Raw genomic sequence first — 20,186 nt, 5'->3', positions numbered from 1 at the left:
ATTATTTGGTCAAATGTGAAAAGTAGTCTAAATTTTATGAGAAAGGTTGACACCGGTGTCAAGTTCATGCGTTAATAAAGTGACACCGGTGTCAGGTTGGGGTGAGAGACAACCTGACAGCGTACCTTTGAACGGGTAAATCAAAGCTGCTCAGTATGGTTGAGCGAATCGATCCTACTGAGCCTTTTTCCTTTCATCTCAAGAAGAGAGTCATATTATGTTGCATCCACGGATTAAAGAAGTCACAGAACGTGTCATTGAACGCAGCAAGGCGAGTCGCCAAGCCTACCTAGAACGTATGGCTTATGCTAAGAAACAAACACGAGTTCGCGCTGGCATTGGATGTGGCAACCTAGCACACGTTATGGCTGCATGTAGCAGCAGCGATAAAGCAAGACTGAAAGCAGATGAGCAACCTAATATTGCCATCATTAATTCCTACAACGATATGCTGTCTGCCCATGTGCCATATAAAGACTACCCAGATTTAATTAAAGCAGTTGCCGAGAAATACGATGCAACCGCGCAAGTTGCAGGTGGTGTACCTGCAATGTGTGATGGCGTGACACAAGGCCGCGATGGTATGGAACTGTCTTTGTTTTCACGAGATGTCATTGCAATGTCTACTGCCGTTGCGCTATCTCACGACGTGTTTGATGGCGTTTTGTGTCTTGGTGTTTGTGACAAGATTGTCCCTGGATTGCTAATTGGTTCATTAAGCTTCGGTCATCTGCCAGTGTTTTTCCTGCCAGCAGGCCCGATGCAATCTGGTATTCCAAATAAAGAAAAAGCGCGCGTTCGTCAAAAGTTTGCGCAAGGTTTAGTGTCTCGCGAAGAATTACTTGAGGCTGAAAGTGCATCTTACCACAGTGCTGGTACTTGTACTTTTTACGGCACAGCTAACTCAAATCAAATGTTGATGGAAATTATGGGTCTTCATTTGCCAGGTAGCTCATTCATCAATCCTTACACCGAATTGCGTGATGGTTTAACTGCCAACGCGGTTGAGACAATGTTACAGCAACTGATTGAGTCTAAATCAGCAAATACGTTAGGTGATATTGTCAGTGAGAAAACGGTGATCAACGGCCTCGTTGGATTGTTGGCAACAGGCGGTTCAACAAACCACGCCATTCACTTAGTGGCAATGGCTAAAGCCGCGGGTGTAGAAATTAATTGGAAGGACATGGCGGACTTGTCTGAAGTTGTGCCGTTGCTAACACGTATTTATCCGAATGGCTCAGCGGATGTAAACCATTTTCAAGCAGCCGGCGGCATGGGCTTTTTGATGCGCGAACTGCGTGATGCAGGTTTCCTACACAATGACGTAAAAACTATTGTAGGTGATGGTCTAGACGCTTACACAAAAGAGCCACGTATCAAACAAGACTTAACTATCATGACGGACAGTACATTACCTTGCAAAGTTGAGTGGGTAGATTGTCCGGCAACTTCCTTAGATGCGGAAGTACTTCGTCCGGTTAGCGATCCATTTAATAAACAAGGTGGTCTGCAATTACTAACGGGTAACTTAGGTAAAGCCGTTATTAAAGTATCCGCTGTGGCAGAACAGCATCAGGTCGTCAGTGCGCCGGCCAAAGTGTTTAGTTCACAAAGCGCGTTGCAACAAGCTTTTGCTGCTGGTGAACTGAATCAAGATTTTATTGCTGTAATAAAAGAGCAAGGCCCTAAAGCGAAAGGGATGCCTGAGCTTCACAAGTTAACGCCAGTAATGGCGACCCTTCAGGACCAAGGTTTTAAAGTGGCTATTGTCACTGACGGACGTATGTCTGGTGCGTCAGGTAAAGTACCTGCGGCAATCCATTTGGCACCTGAAGCGGTCGAGGGGGGCATTATCGCGAAAGTGCGAGATGGTGACTTAATTACCTTGGATGCACCAAAAGGTGTATTAAAACTTCATGTTTCAGATGAAGAGTTGGCAAAACGAGAATTAGAAATAAGTCAAACCGGCATGACGTATGGCACAGGCCGTGAGTTATTTGCTGGATTCAGAAACATCGTGAGCAGTGCTGATTTAGGCGCAAGCTCATTTGGTATTGAATAACAATTGGGAATGAGGGACGTGATGAACATCGAAGCTATTTTATCATCGGCACCAGTTGTACCTGTAGTTGTGATCGACAATTTAGACGACGCGGCTCCGCTTGCTAAAGCTTTATATGCGGGTGGTTTACGTGCATTGGAAATTACATTGCGTACACCAGTGGCTGCTGAAGCTGTGAAGTTGATGAAACAAGCTGTACCAGAAGCGTTTGTTGGTACGGGCACCGTTGTTGATAAGGCTACTTTCGACGCATCGGTTGAAGCTGGCGCCGATTTTATGGTGAGTCCAGGTGTAACAGACGAACTGATTGCACTTGCAAAATCAACAGACATTCCATTTTTACCGGGAGCCGCTACGCCAAGTGAAGTTATGCGTTTGGCGTCTCATGGTTTTAAGTTTTTAAAGTTTTTCCCTGCAGAAGCGGCAGGAGGGGCACCAATGTTAAAGTCAATTGGTGGACCACTTCCTCACGTAAAGTTTTGCCCGACCGGCGGCATCACGCTCGAATCTGCACCTAAGTACCTATCACTGAGCAACGTTGTGTGTGTTGGTGGTACTTGGATGGTCGATAAGCAACTTATTGCAAACAAAGATTGGCAGGCCATTGAAGCGCTTGCAAAACAAGCAAGTCAAATTAAATAATCAAGGGGACTCGAAAATGATTAAAATCGCAATTAATGGCTATGGCCGTATCGGTCGTAATGTTTTACGTGCTCTCTATGAGTCAAACCAACAAAATGAAATCAAAGTTGTTGCAATCAACGACTTGGCTCCAGCAAATGTAAACGCACACTTGACGCAATATGATTCAGTGCACGGCAAGTTTTCGCAAGAAGTGTCGCTTTCAGGCAATACACTTGTCATTGGCAATGATGAAATCGAGCTGGTTCAAGAACGTGATCCATCAAATCTTCCTTGGGCACGTTTAGGTGTAGATGTTGTTCTTGAATGTACGGGGTTGTTTACTGACCGCGCAAGTGCCTCTAAACACATTGAAGCAGGTGCGAAAAAAGTAATCGTATCAGCACCAGGTAAAGAAATGGATGCCACGGTTGTTCATGGTGTAAATAGCGATGTACTGACTGCATCGAGTAACATCATTTCAAATGCCTCTTGCACGACTAACTGTTTAGCGCCTGTAGCGAAAGCATTGAACGATACTATCGGAATTGAACAAGGTAGTATGACCACTATTCACGCTTACACTAATGACCAGGTACTGACTGACGTATACCACCCAGATCTTTACCGTGCGCGCAGCGCAACGCAATCTATGATCCCAACAAAAACAGGTGCAGCAGCAGCTGTTGGTCTTGTGTTGCCTGAGCTTGCTGGAAAACTTGATGGTATGGCTGTTCGTGTGCCAACTATCAATGTGTCACTTGTGGATCTGACCTTTGTTGCGTCACGTGAAACGACTAAAGAAGAAGTCAATGCAGCGGTTAAAGCGGCAGCGCAGGGTGCTATGGCAGGCGTACTTGAAGTGAATGAACTACCTTTGGTATCAATTGACTTTAATCACAATCCAGCATCGTCTATTTTTGATGCAACACAAACACGTGTTGATGGCAAACTAGTTAAAGTAATGGCTTGGTACGACAACGAGTGGGGTTTCTCTAATCGTATGTTGGATCAAGTAAAAACACTTGGAAAATTCTTGTAATATCAATGTTTATCCAATACAAAGCCGACGTTATGTCGGCTTTTTTATGCCATTTTCCACGATTACTTAAGTCTTGGATTCAATATACTAAAAGTATGTGTTCCATTTAAATCCTTTTGTCATTTTTCAACTTTTTATTAATAGTTTAGTGAGCTTGTCTTAGATCAAAAAAACAAAATTCCATAGGCGTACTATGACTTTAACGGAACAGAAACAAGTTGATAAAAGTTACTGTTGCCACTTTTCTCTATGTGTAAAGGAGTCTCAATATGACGATTGAACGCCACAGCCTTGCAAAAGAATTACCTGAATTTAAAGATAAGATCCACGAGTTGAAAATGAACGATAAACATTTCGCACGTTTGTTTGACGACTATCATGATCTTGACCACGCCGTGATCCGAATTGAAGATGGCGTTGAGAGTAGCTCAGACGAATATCTGGAGTCCCTGAAAAAACAAAGACTTCAATTGAAAGATCAGCTCTACTCACTCTTACGTAACGCGTAAACTCCAACCAGCCTGCATAACTCCCGTAAGATTGTGTGGGCTTTTTCGCCGCTTTAGTTTTTCTCGCCTATACTCTTTAAAACACTTCTTCAGGGTACATTCGTGACTGTCATAGCAGTATTGATTGTCATCGCCGGATTGTTCATTTTACTGTCCACATTAAAAGCGGCTCACAAAATTTGCTTTTTAAGTCGAGAATTGGGCTGGAAGGTTCTTTATGCATTAATTATCGGTTTTAGTGTGAGCTACAGCGTTTTTGTTGCCTATTTAATATCATCTCTCACAATAGACTGGGTCGATCTTGGTGTATCGGGCATTCTGTTTTTTGGCAGTGTATTTGTTTTACTCGTTATTCAGCTCAGTCTTCGGTCGTTGAAACGGGAAAAAGAGCGCACGGAATATGAAAAGAAATTAGCGGAACAGGACAGTTTGACTGGATTGCCGAATAGGGCGAGTTGCCTTTGCCAAATTAGTGAGTGGCTGGACAAGCACACGCCTTTTGCACTTTTACTGATTGATTTAAATAATTTCAAGGAAATCAATGATGCGTTAGGTCATTCGGTTGGTGATAAGCTTTTAAAGGAACTGGCTATTCGATTGTCTCAAGCCTTATTACCTAACAACGTACTTTATCGCATTGGTGGGGATGAGTTTGTGCTTCTGTGTAGTGCTCATGATGCAACAACGATCTATTCTCAAAACAATACATTTGTGAGCACACTTCATCATCCTTTTCACATTGAAGGCTATGAGTTGAATGTTAATTACAGCGCAGGTGCTAGCCAGTATAACGGGGCGAAATCCAGTAGCATGGATTTGTTAAAAGAAGCGGATATTGCCATGTATCACGCTAAACACACACGGCAAAGTCTGGTTATTTTTAGTGAAGAATTAGGAGGCGAAGCTAAAAAGGAATTAATGACTTTGCAGATGTTGCAACATGCTTTGGCTAAAGACGAATTGTTGATTCATTACCAACCTGTTTATGATTTTGTGTCAGGCGATATAGTTGCTGTTGAGGCATTACTGCGATGGCCTCAGAAAGACGGTACGTTACTTGCGGCGGAGCAGTTTATTAAAATGGCCCTACGTGCTGGTATTCTCAGACAAATAACGCCTTGGGTGCTTAATCGGGTGCACTTAGATTTGCCTGCACTACTGGGAGTTAAACCAAATATCAAAGTACACATCAATTTAAGTGCTTTCGACCTTCAATCAAACAAGATTGTGCATCATCTCGCCGAGCACCAGTCAGCCGAAGGCACATTTTCTAGGCATATCGTGTTAGAAATTGCAGACAGTTTGCTCATCTTACATCCTGAGAGTGAAGAGTTAGTGAGAACGCTGAATGAACTAGGATACGAAGTAAATATTGACGACTTCGCAACGGGCAATGGCGGACTTAGACATCTCATCAGTAAAGGATTATCCGGTATCAAGATGGACCCTGTTGTTTTTTCGCATTTGTCGGATGACGATAAGAACACGCTGCTAGAGCTATGCGCTTCCATCGCGAAACGACTTGACGTGAAACTCGTCGCTAAGGGTATTGAACGGGAAGAACAAATAGAAAAGCTGAAAAAAATCGGTATTTCACAGATGCAGGGATTTCATATTTGCGAACCTATGTCACTCAACAATTGCGTTACTTGGCTAAGTTCTCAGTCTGTTGTGAGCCAGTTACTACGCACGACAAAATAGACACTCGTAAAAAAGGCGCTTCAAAGAAGCACCTTTTAGATTCAATACGAGTAAAACGTCATTCGTTTACTAATGTTTAGCCAAACACATACGATTTACCGGTAAATTATTTAAGTATTACCAGCCACATTGACGGTCTTTGTTTTGCTCGTCTAAGTAAGCTTTTAATGGAGCAAAATAGTCGAGAACGGCATTTGCGTCCATTTCGTTTGACCCCGTCAATTTCGCCAAAGCTTCTTGCCATGGGCGGCTTGAACCCATTGCTAACATCTCATTTAGTCGCTTGCCAGCTTCTTCAGAACCATAGACAGAACAGCGGTGAATTGATTCTTTATTGCCTGAAATGTCACACATTGCTTTGTGGAACTGGAATTGCAGAATGTGCGCTAAGAAGTAACGAGTATAAGGAACATTACCTGGAACATGGTACTTGGCACCTGGATCAAAGTCCGCCTCAGTACGCGCGATTGGCGCAGTGATACCTTGGTATTTCTCACGCAGCTCCCACCAAGCTTGGTTATATTGTTCTGGCTTAATTTCGCCAGAGAATACTTTCCAACGCCATTGATCTACAAGAAGACCAAATGGAATGAATGCAATTTTATCAAGAGCCATGCGCATTAATAGACCAATGTCTTTTGATTCGTCAGGTACTTTGTCCAATAAACCGATTTCTTTCAGATAACCAGGTGTGACAGATAGCGCTATGGTATCACCAATCGCTTCATGGAATCCGTCATTCGCGCTGTCTTGATAAAAGACAGGTAAGTTGTTGTAGGCGCGTTGATAGAAATTGTGTCCAAGCTCATGGTGAATAACAGCAAATTCTTCACCTGTGCGTTGAATACACATTTTTATACGTAAATCGTCTTTAAAGTCGATATTCCAAGCCGACGCATGACATTGAACATCTCGGTCTCTCGGCTTGGTAAATAATGAGCGCTCCCAGAATGTTTCAGGAAGTGGTGCAAAACCCATCGAAGTAAAGAACTTCTCTGCGCCTTTGACCATCTTAATCTCATCATAATTATGGTCAGCAAGCAGTTCGGTTACGTCATAACCAGGGTCCGCATTTTCTGGCGCAACTAAATCGTAGATATTACCCCAAGTTTGAGCCTCACATATTGCCTAGCAAATGAGCAGGGATAGGTTTATCTTGTGGCACTTTGTCTGTGCCATATTTTTCGCCCAATTTTGCACGAACATGACAATGAAGCGAATCATAAAGTGGCTTAACTTGACCCCAAATGCGGTCTAACTCTTTCGCAAAATCATCAGCTGGCATATCGTACTTAGAACGCCACATAGCGCCAGTATCTGCATAGCCGAGCTCTTTAGCACCTTCATTAGTCAGAACAACTTGCTCTTTGTAAAGGTCGCGCATTGGTTTCGACACTTCGCGCCAACCTTGCCACATATCAAGTAGTTCGTTGTAATCACGACTTGTCGCCATTTTAGCGGTCATATCACCAAGACTTAAACACTGGCCGTCGTCTTTACAGTATTTACCTTTGCCGTACATACCATCCAGTTCCGCGGCGAGTTCAGAAACTCGAGCCGTTTTTACAGGATCTTGTGGAGCAGGGAGTGTTAGCGCCAGCTTTAAAATATCCAGCTTACGTCGGTTGTCGGCATTGAGCTCTAAACTATCAAACTTTGCAGCTTCATTTGCTAAACTTACGACTGCCTCAGTGAATTTTTGATTAGCTTGAGCAGCCAAATTGGCGGTGTCATGCGTGATAAAGTTTGCGTAAATCCACTGTGCTTGACCGCTTTCTACGTTCAAGTTAAGCAACTCAGTTTCAACTTTAGTTAAGAATTGTTCTGCGTCTTTTTCGGTAAGTGGGGCAGGGCTTGATACTTTTTCTTGTTGGCAACCTGTTAAGGCTAAGGCACTTGCCACCATTAAAGCGCTTAGAGTGAGTTTCGTTTTCATCGTCACGTTCACTTGTTGTTATTGGAACAGTCATGATAGCAGGGCATGAAGTAGGGAACAATTGCGATGCGTTGGACCGCACTTGGTAATTGCAATGAGATTAAACTAGCGTATTGAATTTATAACATTTTGAACCATACTTTTAGCAGTTATTACCAAGGAACATGAGTATGAGTTGGTTCATTTTTATCGTGGCAGTCATTGTGATAATGCTGCTGGTGAAGGACATTCGATATAGCTTAGTTTCAAAGCCCGTTATGAAGTTTTTTAAAAAAGCACTTCCACCGCTATCCCAAACTGAGCAAGAGGCTATGGAGGCGGGTGATGTTTGGTGGGATGCGGATTTGTTTTCAGGTCGTCCTAATTGGTCAAAACTGCATTCTTATCCAAAACCAGCCTTGAGCGAGCGTGAAAAAGCGTTTATTGATAATGATCTAGAAACGTTGCTCGCCATGCTTGATGAAGCGCAAATCGCGAAGAATATGGACCTGCCAAAAAATGTCTGGAAATTTATAAAAGAAAAAGGTTTCTTTTCATTCATCATTCCAGAAAGTTACGGTGGTTTACAATTTTCAGCCCAAGCAAACTCCTATATCGTCTCTAGAATTGCAAGCAAAAGCCTGTCAGCCGCGGTGACTGTCATGGTACCAAATAGTTTAGGCCCAGCAGAGCTGTTACTTCATTACGGGACTCACGAACAACAAGAGCAATGGCTACCAAAACTGGCAACAGGCGAAGCAATACCTTGTTTCGCGTTGACAGGTCCCGAAGCCGGTTCGGATGCTGGTGGTATCCCCGATTTTGGTATTGTCTGTAAACAAACAATTGATGGGCAAGAGGTGTTGGGACTGTCACTCACATGGGACAAGCGCTACATTACGCTCGCACCAGTGGCGACGGTATTGGGTCTTGCGTTCAAAGTTAAGGACCCCGATCGATTACTTGGAACCAACGTTGACTTGGGGATTACCTGTGCGCTGATTCCAACCGATCATCCAGGTGTAGAGATAGGTAAGCGGCATAACCCTCTTAATTTGGGATTTTTAAACGGGACCACATCTGGCAAAGATGTCTTCATTCCGCTTGATTGGGTCATTGGCGGTGACAAGGGTATAGGAAGAGGGTGGCGAATGCTTGTGTCTTGCTTAAGTGCAGGTCGAGGCATATCGTTGCCAGCATTGAGCGCAGGAACGGCACACCTTTGTACACGCATGACCACGGCTTATGCTCAAGTACGGACGCAATTTAGTCAACCTATAGGTGCATTTGAAGGCATTCAATCGGCGTTGGCCCAAATGATTGCAGATACCTACACGATTGAAGCGGCTCGTAATTTTACGGCAATTGCAATCGACATGAAATATAGTCCCGCAGTGACGACCGCTATCGCGAAATACCACATGACCGAGATGGCCAGAAATTGTGTTAACCATGCTCTCGATATTCATGCTGGTAAGGGGATCCAAATGTGCTCGAGTAACTACCTCGCGCGAAATTACATGGGGATCCCAATTTCAATAACGGTTGAGGGGGCTAACATTCTAACTCGTAACCTAATGATTTTTGGTCAAGGTGCTACACGTTGTCACCCTTATGTTTTGAAGGAAATGCAAATTGTTGCGATGGCCGATGAGGAGTTAGCTCTCAAAGAATTTGACGCCACGCTAATGGCGCATGTTCAATTCACGGCGCTAAATGCGTTCAATGCGCTCGGTATGGCGCTTACCGGGTCTCGTCTAGTGCAAGTGAAGTTAAGTGGTCAAACACGGCGTTACTATCAACATTTAACTCGGCTCAGTAAAGCGTTGGCGTTCGTCAGTGATATTGCCATGTTAACGCTTGGCGGAGAGTTGAAGCGAAAGGAAATGCTTTCTGCGCGATTAGGGGATGCCCTGAGTCATCTTTATTTAGCTTCATGTATTTTAAAGAAATTCGCTGATGATGGGCATCAGCATGGTGATTTGCCTCTGGTTCAGTACGGACTGGAAAAGCAACTATTTTTGTGTGCCAAAGCGCTGGAAGAGTTTTGCGATAATTTTAATGTTAGTGTGGTAGGTCCAATGCTTAAAACCTGGATTTTCCCGTTTGGTAATAAATTCCGTCAACCGTCAGATGACCTAGCGAAAGACGTTTGTCATGCTCTTTCAACCCCAAATGTTGTTCGTGAACGCGTCGGGTTTTTGTGCTATATCGATGAAAAAGGCGCAACAGGTATTATGGAAGAAGCATTTTCAATGAAGCATGAACTTCGAAGCACAATTAAAGAAGTCAATGCGTTAAGAAAACAACATACTGATTGGAAGAAGCTTCCTTGGCATGAACTGTTAGAGAAAGCGCGGCGTGGTGACTACATCGGCGAAGATGAGTATCAAAAGCTATTGAGACTAGAGGAAATACGTAAGCAAGCTATTGGTGTGGACGCGTTTTCGAAGCTGTAATCCATAGAGGATTGGTATGGTTTTCAAAGACTGTTCTTGGCAACCATACCAACTAATTATCTTAACGTGCGTAAGGGTCGTAAATAATCTTATCGACGTACCAAACGCCTTTTTTACGTAACATTTTGACACTGCGCATGTCGTCAACTTTTTTACCTTGCCAGTTACCAGTAAAGATCAAATTGACCGTTGACTCATCGCCGTAAACCTCTCGAAGACTTTCGTTGGTCATGTCGACTTCAATGGTCACGTCGTCATATTGCAAATTAAGTAAATTTCGACTGAATTGAGACGCGGTTCCGTAAGAGCGCATGATCCTTGCCATTTTGGGTGTTGAGAATTCGATTGCCGCATTGAGGTTATGTTTATTATATAAAGCATCGAAAAATAACACAGCATTGTAACTCGGCGCATTTTTATCACCGCTTGCTGCATCGTCACCACCACCGCATCCTACGAATGCAAAAACAGCAATTAATGCTAAAAGAAAGTTTTTCATAGTACGTACTTCTATTTCCTTAACAGCTTTTAGTTTGTAACGATTGTAGCTAGATGTAAAGGAACAAACAAAAAAAGGGGCAATGCCCCTTTTTTGTTTAACTACCTGTATTTTTGTACAACCTATTGCACTAATTCTTGATCCGTAAATTCGTCAGCGAAAAGTGGGCTAGACAGATAACGCTCGGTTGCACTTGGTAAAATGACGACTATGTTTTTGTCTGCATTTTCAGGGCGTTCTGCAATACGCTTTGCTGCAACAACGGCTGCACCAGAAGAAATACCAACAAGAATACCTTCGTCTTTCATTAGTTGATGTGCCATTGCGATTGCATCTTCATTTGATACTTTCTCAGTACCATCAATTAACTCTAAATCTAAGTTACCAGGAATAAAGCCAGCACCGATACCTTGGATCTTATGTGGGCCAGGTTTAACTTCTTCACCAGCAAGCGTTTGGCTGATAACAGGTGAGTCGACTGGTTCAACAGCGATAGATTTTACGGCTAAGCCTTTTTCATTTTTTAGATAACGGCTAACACCTGTGATTGTACCGCCTGTGCCCACACCGGCTACAAAGAAGTCAACTTTTCCATCCATCGCGTCGAAGATCTCTGGACCAGTTGTTTCAAAGTGAATTTTCGGGTTTGCTGGGTTTTCAAATTGTTGCAACATAACAAACTTGCTTGGCTCAGCGTCGGCAATTTCACGTGCTTTTTCAATAGCGCCTTTCATACCTTTAGCGCCTTCAGTTAATACTAAATTTGCGCCAAGTGCTTTTAGCAATTTACGACGCTCCAAGCTCATTGTGTTCGGCATAGTTAGGGTCAGTTTATAGCCTCTCGAAGCGGCTACAAAAGCGAGCGCAATACCCGTGTTACCAGACGTTGGCTCGATGATTTCTTTGCCTTCAGTAAGCAAACCTGATTTTTCCGCTTCCCAAATCATAGAAGCACCAATACGACATTTAACGCTAAAGCTTGGATTGCGAGATTCAACTTTCGCGTAAACGTTACCACCGGTGACGCGGTTTAGTTTTACAATAGGAGTGTTGCCAATAGTGAGGCTGTTATCTGCAAATATTTTAGACATCTTGGTCCCTTCATGCGTTAAAAACGTTGTTACGATGACACTTTAGCTTGGATATGAAAAAAAGAAGGAAGTAATGGCTATAAGTTATATCAAATAGGCTTATAGCCATTAGGCATAAAAAATCGACTAGTTATGCATTATAACAACCACGCATAGCTAAATTTTGCAAACACTGAGCGTGTATCTTTTGTTATTTTTCCTAGGTCGTCATCTTCAAATCCACTGTCCCCAAAGCCCGCAAAGAATACGGTTTGTGGGTTTAGTTTATAACTATAAAGAAGTTGAGTCGTGAAGGCTTTGTAGGTTGCATCAACACTTTCAATATAGTTCGCCTGATTACGTTGAATGTCTGTGTAAATTATAGCAAGTCGCAGATAGCTGTAGACGTCAAACTGATAGGTAAAGCGTACATCGCTGAGATTCGCCGTATACACTTCATTTCCATCGGCATTGAGTTTTTCATAGATGTGTTGAAGTTTAAATTCGAAATGCTGGCCAATATTCAAGTTAATGTTTGGACGCGCATAAAAATAATCACCGACTCGATTATTAGCAAGATCAACGCGATTTCCTGTACGCATGTTGATGCTCGCAAAGACACCAGCAAGAGGCTTAAATTCTAAATATGTCCAAAGCGTATTTTCCGAAAATAACTGCGTATTTCCATCGATGACTAAACTCGCCGCGTTATTCCGAAGGCCGGTACGATTACGTTGTTCAATACCCACGGAAATTTGACTTTGCATAGGGCCTTCGACAACAAATTCCGTTTGAATTTCTTTCTCTAATAGTTCGCCGTCGTCATTATGCGTGATGTCCCAATCGGTATACCATCGCGCTCGGTTCCACCACGATTGTTCATCGCCATACCAGCGCATTTCACCACCGACAAGAAACTTGTTAAAGTCGATTTGGTCAACAAAGCCTAAGTCGGCTCGGTAGCCTTGTTGGCGAGCGTTATAGCTCGAGAACACACTCCAATATTTTGTAAAGTGATCATAGGAAAGTAAATAGGCTGAACCGCTTATCGATTTATCGATTACTCGAAGCACGCTTTCGTTGTAATCACAGTCCTCAAAACGCACACAGGCATCTTGTGGTGGCGTACAGGTGTCTCCGTCACACAGCTCATTGATAAAGTCATCGCTGTATTGTGTTTGAGAATGCATGAACTGAGCTTTGAACGTGTCATTTTCAGTTGGCTGATATTTACTGTCGATACTCACTAACTTATTTTCATAGTCATCACTTTGGCGCAAGGTAGAAGTTGAACCTACAGACAGCTTTGAGTTGAAGTCATAGCGGTATCGCAGAGCAGCGTTGTCGCTTTTTTGCGATAAGCTTACAACACTAGATCCTAAGTTTCCGGGTATAAGCACATTTAAATAACTGTCATTAGCGACAAACGCAGCGAAGGTATGTCCTTGTTTACTTCCTGTGACTTTGATGCCGTAATCCGGTGTGGCAATGTTTCGAGTGTGAATGAGATTTTGGAAAGACGAGAAATAGTCATTGTTTTCTAAGAAGAAGCTACGCTGCTCGGGATAAAACAAGCTAAAGCTATTGTTGACGTTAAGCTGGCCACTGTCCGCTTCTACTTGGGAAAAGTCAGGATTTAAAGTCGCATTTAATGTAACGTCAGGCGTAATTGCCCACTTCAAATCGACGCTTGGTTCATAAAATTCATCGCTTTCCCAAGGTTCAGTGATGCCATCATCGATATCCCTGGTTTCCGTTTTACCTGCCACAAAACTCGGAATGACGGCGATATTGTTGCCTTGTTTCGCTTTTTCGAAACCGTCATACGCAGGCATTTGGCAAATCCAACAGGTGTTAGCGTGATCTAACGTCATACTGGATAAACGCAAACGTTCGTTTCTAGGATAGAAGCGAACAAATTCCATGGCCATGGTTTTTATGTCGGCATTGTCATCAAAATTGAGTACGCGAAAAGGGATCTCGATTTCTACGGTATACCCGTCATCATGAATCACCCCAACGCTATCCCAAATTCCATTCCAAGCGCTGCTTTCGGTTTTACTTAATTCGTTTTCGATAGAGTCCATTTGTACACCAAATGGGTTAACGAAAAACTGATATGCGATGCGCCCACTATTATAGGTGTCTATTTTTAGCCCAACGAGATCATCATTCCACGCTTGGTCACGATCTCGATAGAAAGCTCGAATGTGCTCGGGTGATGGGTCTTTTGCTTCAAATCCTATAAAAAGCGACTCACCATCCTCATATACGTAGGCGGTGGTGTCTACTGGACTTGCCAAATTATCATGAGGCCAAGAGATGTTATTGATGGATATTTTTTTCGCTTTTTGCCAATGCGCTTCATCTAGCTTGCCATCAATTTTAGCTTTTGCATTTATGTATGGCATATTTTGATTCGCGAAGACGCCAGTCGGCAGAGACAACAATAGGGCGCAGAAGAGAGATTTATACATTTTTTTAGTAACTTAGTTATTATGACGATAGGTTAACGGTATTCACATTAATGCACAAATTAACCTCGTTAAATAAACAAATTTAGGCGATTAAATCTACAGTGCGAATGTGACGTTACAACCGTGTTAGAACGATAAAGCGCAAACACGAGCAATCGAACGTAAAACGTGATAAAAAGTCGGCTTCGTTCAACGTTTGAGAATTATAATGAATCTAGTTTTAAAACTGCTTGCCGGGATTTTTGGCGGCATTTTAGTGGGACTTTATTTACCGCTACCCGCTGTGGAATTGTTGATCACAGCAAAAGTACTTGTTGGTCAATTAATTAGTTTTACAATTCCCTTGATCATTCTGTTTTTCATCGCATCGGGTATCGCCGGGTTACCGCAGGGATCAGGCCATCTGCTCGGTAAAACGGTTGGGTTTGCCTATGGTTCCACCATTGTAGCGGGTACATTGGCTTTCTTGCTCATTTCTGCCGTTATACCAATGTTTGATGTATCAACCAGTTTTCATGCATCAGAAACGTCAGAGCTAAAGGGCTACATTGACCTTGAAATTCCGCCACTAATGGGTGTTATGACAGCGCTAGCGAGTGCCTTCATTTTTGGTATCGGGATCAGTTATCAAAACCTTACCAGCCTAAAATCAGTTGTTGATGAAGGCCGAGACGTCATTGATGGATTGTTAGCCAACGTGATTATTCCACTATTACCAGTTTATATTGCGGGTGTTTTCGCTGATATGACGGTAGCAGGAACGGTTGTGAGCACGTTGAGTACCTTTGGTATCGTACTGGTCGCGGCGGTCGTTATGCATTGGTTATGGTTAACTTTCTTGTATGTGACCACAGGTCTCATGCTTAAACGTAGTCCAATAGAATTAATTAAGAATATGCTGCCAGCCTACGTTACCGCTCTTGGTACTATGTCTAGTGCGGCAACTATTCCAGTTTCGTTGCGTGCAAGTAAGTCTAATCAAGTGCAAGAAGAAGTCGCTAACTTCACGGTACCGCTATGCGCAACAATTCATTTATCCGGTTCGACAATCACCATCGTTACGTGTGCGATGGCTGTAATGTTTCTCTCTCCAGACTTAGCTCAGCCAACGCTTGGCACTATGCTTCCGTTTATTTTCATGCTTGGCGTTGTGATGATTGCGGCTCCAGGCGCACCAGGTGGCGCGGTAATGTCTGCTTTAGGTTTACTGAGCACAATGTTGGGATTTGGGGAAAGTGCACTAGCATTAATGATTGCTCTATATCTCGCTCAAGATAGTTTCGGTACAGCGTGCAACGTAACAGGTGACGGAGTTATCGCACTTTGGGTTGATAAGTTCTCACGTCAAACTCAAACGGCTTGATAAGCAAAACGTTAACTTGAGTAAAAACTGTTAAAATTTTAAGCGCAAGGAGTTCAATTCTTGCGCTTTTTCTTTTTATTTATTAATGACATGGGTGCAATTAATAAATTTTACGGTGAAGGTGACCGTTAACAGTTATCGTTTTGAAATTTCTGTGATACTCTCCAACAAGAATAATTACAATTGCGACTACCTAGTAAGAGGGCTTTCCTTTGATTAATGTGCTCTTAGTTGACGACCACGAGTTGGTTAGAACAGGGATAAAAAGGATCCTAGACGATGTGCGTGGATTCAAAGTTGTAGGAGAAGCAAAAACGGGTGAAGAAGCCGTGCAATTTTGTCGTCAGCACAACCCAAATGTCGTGCTCATGGATATGAATATGCCGGGGATCGGTGGTTTAGAAGCAACAAAGAAAATTTGTCGTTATTGCCCTGATGTCAAAGTGATCGTACTCACCGTTCATTGCGAAGATCCATTCCCAAGTAAAGTCATGCAAATTGGCGCGCACGGTTATTTAACCAAAGGTACTGGACTCGATGAGATGATTAACGCCATTCGTGCGGTTAATTCAGGCCAACGGTATATTGCACCGGATATTGCACAACAAATTGCGCTTGCTCAGTTTAGTGGACGTAATGATGAGAATCCGTTTCAAAGTTTGTCTGAGCGTGAGCTACAAATTATGCTCATGATCACAAAAGGAGAAAAGGCTCAAGATATTGCAGACAGGCTAAACCTCAGTTCAAAAACAGTTAATAGCTACCGTTACAGAATGTTTGAAAAATTAAATGTCAGTGGTGATGTTGAACTTACGCACTTAGCAATTCGGCACAAAATGATAGATATCGACAGCTCTCACTAAATTCTTTTCATGGCAGTTTTTGATCACAAACTTTTCCTAAAAACACTTTCCACAGAGCCTGGCGTTTATCGTATGTATGACGGTGAGAGTCAGGTGATCTATGTCGGCAAAGCTAAAAACCTTAAAAAGCGGGTTAGCAGCTACTTTCGAAGTAATATTACTGACAGTAAAACCCGTGTTTTAGTCAGTAATATTCAACATATTGACGTCACACTGACAAATACCGAAACAGAAGCGTTAATTCTTGAAAGTAACCTAATAAAGAAATATCAGCCTCGCTACAACATTCTCCTTCGTGACGACAAAAGCTATCCCTACATTTTTCTAAGCGCGCATAAACATCCTCGACTCGCGTTTCATCGCGGCAGTAGAAAAGCAAAAGGCGACTATTTTGGCCCGTATCCGAGTAGCGCTGCCGTGTCAGATAGTCTTCGTCTTATGCAGAAAATCTTTCCTGTAAGACAATGCGAAGATGCATATTATCGCGCTCGGAGTCGACCTTGTTTACAACATCAATTAAAACGCTGCAGCGCACCTTGTGTCGGTATTGTGAGTGACGAGGAATATCAAGACCAAGTTACGATGGTTAAGCAATTTTTGAGTGGACGCTCACAAGATGTAATTGCGTCACTTATTGGTAAAATGGAAAAGGCGAGCTTGTCGTTACAGTTTGAAGAGGCAGCAAAATTTCGAGATCAAATCGCGCTGCTTCGCCAAATGCAAGAACAACAGTCTGTAAGCGGTAATTTTCCAGAAATGGACGTCATCGGTTTTGGACAATTGCATGGGTTGTGTGCGATCCATGTTCTAGCTATACGCGACCACAAAGTACTCGGCACAAGAACGTATTTTCCAAAAGTGCCAAAAGATGCCACAGCCAATGAAATAGTGGAAAGTTTTATTGGGCAGTACTATCTCTCGACTCAAGGCAGTGGTCGTATTGCGGCCGACATTGTTTTACCTTTTGAGATTGAAGAACAGCAAGCTCTCATTGACGCACTTAGCGAGGTAGCTAAGCGAAAAGTCGCAATTCGTGCGAATGTTCGAGGTGAACGCCTACAATACCTGAATCTCGCCAATAAAAATGCTCACAATGCTCTGACGGTTAAACAAAGTGCGCAAGAAGCTATTAGTGTTCGTTACGCACTGTTAAAAGAGGCATTAGGGACTCTCTGAAATAGGGCGAATGGAGTGTTTTGATATCAGCCACACGATGGGTGAAAACACCATTGCGTCTTGTGTTGTTTTCGATGGTAATGGACCGAACAATAAAGAGTATCGCCGTTACAATGTGGAAGGAATTACACCGGGTGATGATTATGCCGCAATGAGTTTTGCCCTTAAAAAGCGTTACGGCAAAGTAACGGAAACGGAGAAAATCCCCGATGTGATTTTTATCGACGGTGGAAAAGGACAATTGGGACGTGCGGAAGAATTTTTTGAGTCTTGGACACAGGATAAAATGCCACTGCTCGTTGGTGTTGCGAAGGGGACAAGTCGAAAGCCAGGTTTGGAAACTCTGTTAATAGATGGTGGGCGCAAAACGGTGAATCTAGAAAGTGATTCACCTGCACTACATTTAATTCAGCATATACGAGATGAATCACATCGATTTGCAATCGCTGGACATAGAAATAAACGCCAGAAGCAACGTACTCAATCATTGCTAGAGGAAATTACCGGCGTTGGACAGAAACGTCGCCAAGCGCTATTGAAGTTTTTAGGGGGTATGCAGGGTGTAATGGCTGCGAACGTGCAGCAGCTAAAACAAGTACCGGGGATCAGTCCTGAAATGGCTGAAAAGATATTTAACCATTTGCATGACAAAGCTTAAGCTTTCATGCGAACATAATGAAAAAGAAGTTATACTCAGCGCTATGTGGAATATTCCTAATATTTTGACGACCTTTCGTCTCTTCCTAATCCCTGTATTTGTCGTGGCATTTTATTTGCCGTATTCGTGGGCATTTTTTGCAGCGGCATTTACATTCTGGCTTGCGTCGGTGACAGACATACTTGATGGCTATCTAGCACGCAAACTCGAACAGTCGACTCCATTTGGTGCTTTTCTCGATCCTGTTGCAGACAAGGTGATGGTCAGTGCTGCTTTAGTTGTCCTTGCTACGTATTACCAAAACATCTTTATTACGATTGCGGCTGTGGTAATTATTAGTCGTGAGATTGTTATTTCTGCGCTGCGCGAGTGGATGGCAGAGCAGGGTAAAAGAGGTAATGTTGCAGTATCAAATATGGGCAAATGGAAAACAGCCGCTCAAATGTTGGCAATCATTGGTTTGATTTGGCAATTTGATACTTGGATGATCTACTTAAGTTACGCACTTTTAGCCATCGCAACTGTGCTGACTCTTAGCTCTATGATCCAGTATTTAGCCGCTGCTCGTTCTGAATTGATTAAATCTTGATAACGAACGATTAAAGAAAAACCAAACTAGATAAAAATTAAGCAAACAGTTCAAAACATTCATTTTTTATGTTGACGCGTTCAAAAGAATCTGTAGAATGCGTCCGTGTTGAGAGGCAGACGCCCTCGAGAATGCGAGTATAGCTCAGCTGGTAGAGCGCAACCTTGCCAAGGTTGAGGTCACGAGTTCGAACCTCGTTACTCGCTCCAAATTCTCGAATAAAGTGGCGGAATGGCAGAGTGGCCATGCAGCGGATTGCAAATCCGTCTACCTCGGTTCGACTCCGGGTTCCGCCTCCATTTCTCAACACTTAACATGCGAAAGCAGCCCGATGCCCGGGTGGTGAAATTGGTAGACACAAGGGATTTAAAATCCCTCGCTGGTAACAGCGTGCCGGTTCAAGTCCGGCCCCGGGCACCATTTAACGAAAGTTAAATCCTCAGGCTAAATTGGAACGCCAGTCGCGAACCATCGGTACGCGAGTATAGCTCAGCTGGTAGAGCGCAACCTTGCCAAGGTTGAGGTCACGAGTTCGAACCTCGTTACTCGCTCCAATTGCTTTCACACCCGATGCCCGGGTGGTGAAATTGGTAGACACAAGGGATTTAAAATCCCTCGCTGGTAACAGCGTGCCGGTTCAAGTCCGGCCCCGGGCACCATTTTTAGATACCATCTAAAAATATCTTTCGATTGTATTTTTTCATTTTCTAATAATATAATCGGACTCTGGATTGCGAGTATAGCTCAGCTGGTAGAGCGCAACCTTGCCAAGGTTGAGGTCACGAGTTCGAACCTCGTTACTCGCTCCAATCTCATTGAACGGCGGAATGGCAGAGTGGCCATGCAGCGGATTGCAAATCCGTCTACCTCGGTTCGACTCCGGGTTCCGCCTCCATTTTACTTACTCCCATACCTATTTTCTCCCTCATTTTGAACTACACTATCTCTAGCGAACATTTTCAGTTTACTGTAATGAGTAAATACATATCTCAAATTCCTGACAATCCCTGTATCCGTCATTGTTGTCTTGACGAACGCAATGTGTGTGTTGGTTGCTATAGAACACTGGCTGAAATACTCAACTGGCACGAGAGTAACGCGGAACAAAAGCTAGCAATTATTGAGCGATGCGAGCAGCGACGTCTCAAACGTCTAGATAGAATGTCAAGTTAAGCCAAT

At 43.2% G+C, this 20,186-nt stretch carries 13 protein-coding genes, 7 tRNA genes and 2 pseudogenes; 18 read left to right on the top strand and 4 right to left on the bottom strand.

Features of this window, described 5'->3' with window-relative positions; genetic code table 11:
• Positions 1–217: 217 nt before the first annotated feature.
• The 5 genes from edd (at position 218) to J5O05_RS02730 (ending at position 5,938) form a co-directional block, all read left to right on the top strand.
• On the top strand, positions 218–2,065 hold the full coding sequence (edd, locus tag J5O05_RS02750; protein WP_208843495.1) for a phosphogluconate dehydratase: 1,848 nt from the start codon (positions 218–220) through the stop codon (positions 2,063–2,065).
• Positions 2,066–2,086: 21 nt separating this feature from the next.
• Complete coding sequence (eda, locus tag J5O05_RS02745) at positions 2,087–2,707, top strand: bifunctional 4-hydroxy-2-oxoglutarate aldolase/2-dehydro-3-deoxy-phosphogluconate aldolase (protein ID WP_208844456.1); 621 nt, start codon at positions 2,087–2,089, stop codon at positions 2,705–2,707.
• A 16-nt stretch (positions 2,708–2,723) separates the two neighbouring features.
• A complete protein-coding gene (gene gap, locus J5O05_RS02740) occupies positions 2,724–3,728 on the top strand; it encodes a type I glyceraldehyde-3-phosphate dehydrogenase (protein ID WP_208843494.1) in 1,005 nt (334 codons plus the stop codon).
• 269 nt (positions 3,729–3,997) lie between these two features.
• Positions 3,998–4,237, top strand: coding sequence for an HP1242/YdcH family protein (locus J5O05_RS02735; protein ID WP_208843493.1), 240 nt, complete (start codon positions 3,998–4,000; stop codon positions 4,235–4,237).
• Positions 4,238–4,339: 102 nt separating this feature from the next.
• On the top strand, positions 4,340–5,938 hold the full coding sequence (locus J5O05_RS02730) for a putative bifunctional diguanylate cyclase/phosphodiesterase (protein ID WP_208843492.1): 1,599 nt from the start codon (positions 4,340–4,342) through the stop codon (positions 5,936–5,938).
• A 117-nt stretch (positions 5,939–6,055) separates the two neighbouring features.
• Here J5O05_RS02730 and J5O05_RS02725 read toward each other — a convergent pair.
• Positions 6,056–7,874: pseudogene (locus J5O05_RS02725) on the bottom strand (M2 family metallopeptidase).
• Between the two features lie 170 nt (positions 7,875–8,044).
• On the opposite strand from J5O05_RS02725, the gene J5O05_RS02720 reads away from it, so the two are divergent.
• Positions 8,045–10,312, top strand: a complete 2,268-nt coding sequence (locus J5O05_RS02720) for an acyl-CoA dehydrogenase (RefSeq protein WP_208843491.1) — start codon at positions 8,045–8,047, stop codon at positions 10,310–10,312.
• A gap of 61 nt (positions 10,313–10,373) precedes the next feature.
• Here the strand turns inward: J5O05_RS02720 and J5O05_RS02715 are convergent, their stop codons facing one another.
• From J5O05_RS02715 to J5O05_RS02705, 3 genes are all read right to left on the bottom strand, one after another.
• Positions 10,374–10,811 carry a putative periplasmic lipoprotein gene (locus tag J5O05_RS02715; protein WP_208843490.1) on the bottom strand — a complete coding sequence of 146 codons (438 nt, stop codon included), beginning with the start codon at positions 10,809–10,811 and terminating at the stop codon, positions 10,374–10,376.
• Between the two features lie 122 nt (positions 10,812–10,933).
• Positions 10,934–11,902, bottom strand: a complete 969-nt coding sequence (gene cysK, locus J5O05_RS02710) for a cysteine synthase A (RefSeq protein ID WP_208843489.1) — start codon at positions 11,900–11,902, stop codon at positions 10,934–10,936.
• 137 nt (positions 11,903–12,039) lie between these two features.
• Positions 12,040–14,358, bottom strand: a complete 2,319-nt coding sequence (locus J5O05_RS02705) for a carbohydrate binding family 9 domain-containing protein (RefSeq protein ID WP_208843488.1) — start codon at positions 14,356–14,358, stop codon at positions 12,040–12,042.
• 208 nt (positions 14,359–14,566) lie between these two features.
• Here J5O05_RS02705 and J5O05_RS02700 point away from each other — a divergent pair, with 208 nt between their 5' ends.
• From J5O05_RS02700 to J5O05_RS02645, 12 genes and pseudogenes are all read left to right on the top strand, one after another.
• Positions 14,567–15,721, top strand: a complete 1,155-nt coding sequence (locus J5O05_RS02700) for a dicarboxylate/amino acid:cation symporter (RefSeq protein ID WP_208843487.1) — start codon at positions 14,567–14,569, stop codon at positions 15,719–15,721.
• Positions 15,722–15,933: 212 nt separating this feature from the next.
• Positions 15,934–16,584, top strand: coding sequence for a UvrY/SirA/GacA family response regulator transcription factor (gene uvrY, locus J5O05_RS02695; RefSeq protein WP_208843486.1), 651 nt, complete (start codon positions 15,934–15,936; stop codon positions 16,582–16,584).
• A 9-nt stretch (positions 16,585–16,593) separates the two neighbouring features.
• Positions 16,594–18,418 (top strand): annotated as a pseudogene (uvrC, locus tag J5O05_RS02690) (excinuclease ABC subunit UvrC).
• Positions 18,419–18,461: 43 nt separating this feature from the next.
• The gene (pgsA, locus tag J5O05_RS02685; protein ID WP_208844455.1) at positions 18,462–19,007 is read left to right on the top strand and encodes a CDP-diacylglycerol--glycerol-3-phosphate 3-phosphatidyltransferase; all 546 of its coding nucleotides are present in this window, start codon (positions 18,462–18,464) and stop codon (positions 19,005–19,007) included.
• A gap of 133 nt (positions 19,008–19,140) precedes the next feature.
• Positions 19,141–19,216 (top strand) — tRNA-Gly (locus J5O05_RS02680).
• A 16-nt stretch (positions 19,217–19,232) separates the two neighbouring features.
• Positions 19,233–19,306 (top strand) — tRNA-Cys (locus J5O05_RS02675).
• Positions 19,307–19,340: 34 nt separating this feature from the next.
• A tRNA-Leu gene (locus J5O05_RS02670) sits at positions 19,341–19,427 on the top strand.
• A gap of 58 nt (positions 19,428–19,485) precedes the next feature.
• A tRNA-Gly gene (locus J5O05_RS02665) sits at positions 19,486–19,561 on the top strand.
• Between the two features lie 18 nt (positions 19,562–19,579).
• A tRNA-Leu gene (locus J5O05_RS02660) sits at positions 19,580–19,666 on the top strand.
• 74 nt (positions 19,667–19,740) lie between these two features.
• Positions 19,741–19,816 (top strand) — tRNA-Gly (locus tag J5O05_RS02655).
• Between the two features lie 12 nt (positions 19,817–19,828).
• Positions 19,829–19,902: transfer RNA gene (locus J5O05_RS02650), tRNA-Cys, on the top strand.
• 77 nt (positions 19,903–19,979) lie between these two features.
• Positions 19,980–20,180, top strand: a complete 201-nt coding sequence (locus J5O05_RS02645; protein WP_208843485.1) for a DUF1289 domain-containing protein — start codon at positions 19,980–19,982, stop codon at positions 20,178–20,180.
• The last annotated feature ends 6 nt before the right edge of the window (positions 20,181–20,186 follow it).

The organism is Pseudoalteromonas xiamenensis (assembly GCF_017638925.1).
Lineage (GTDB): Bacteria > Pseudomonadota > Gammaproteobacteria > Enterobacterales > Alteromonadaceae > Pseudoalteromonas > Pseudoalteromonas xiamenensis.
Note: the sequence above shows the minus strand (reverse complement) of the source record. Positions and strands in the feature narration are given on the sequence as shown.